We start from the raw sequence: 802 nt of genomic DNA, 5'->3' as shown, positions 1-802 counted from the left end.
CTTGTATTTTTCCGACAGCAAAGCGGAAACAACCTCCAACTGCACCCGGCCCAAAAAAGAAAGAATGATCTCATGGGTGATGGAATCCACTTCGCAACGCAAAAGCGGGTCAGTATCCGCAAGTTGCGTAAGAGCGTCCAGCAGCCGTTCTCTTTGCGCTGCCGTTTTCGGCGCAATCGTCGTCCGCAGCATGGGGAGGGGGTCCTCGCGCCACCTTTTACGAGGGAGCCGGGTTTGGTCCCCTAATACATCGTTTAACCTCACGCTGTCGCTGGGAAGGATAACAATTTCACCCTGATAAGCGGTGTCTGTCCGAACAATTTCCCCTTTGGATGGAATACGCATCTCTGTGATTTTCAGCTTTTCTCTCCCGGCCAGGGCCACCGTATCCCGCAGGCGCAGCGTTCCGCTGTATAACCGTAGATAGACACGCCGCTGGCCGCAATCGGTGTACTCAACCTTGAAAACGCTGCCGCATAGGGCGGCGCCCCCCTGTTCCCCAATCGGTTGGAACAGCCCTGTCACCGCATCCATCAACGGTTGAATGCCAAGGCCATTTTTGGCGCTGCCATGATAGACTGGGAACAGGGAGGCGTCTTGAACCCGCTGCTGTTCCTCCCGCGCAAGTTTTTCCCGGCTGATTGGTTCTCCTGCGATATACTTTTCCAATAATTCATCGTTATTTTCGATGACCGCATCCCATGCTTCTATGTCGGTATTTTCCTCCAGGACTATTTCCGGGGACAGCGACACCGTCTGCTTGATGATAATATCGGCGGAGAGCTTATCCCGAACAGACTGA

General features: G+C 53.9%; 1 pseudogene. It reads right to left on the bottom strand.

The window, feature by feature from the left end:
- Positions 1–802: pseudogene (locus ACTNBZ_RS14340) on the bottom strand (tetracycline resistance ribosomal protection protein Tet(W)); the annotation flags it as partial.

It is taken from the genome of Pseudoflavonifractor sp. HCP28S3_F10, from assembly GCF_052065415.1.
In the GTDB taxonomy this organism is placed as follows: Bacteria; Bacillota; Clostridia; order Oscillospirales; family Oscillospiraceae; genus Pseudoflavonifractor_A.
This window is presented reverse-complemented; position numbering and strand designations above follow the sequence as displayed.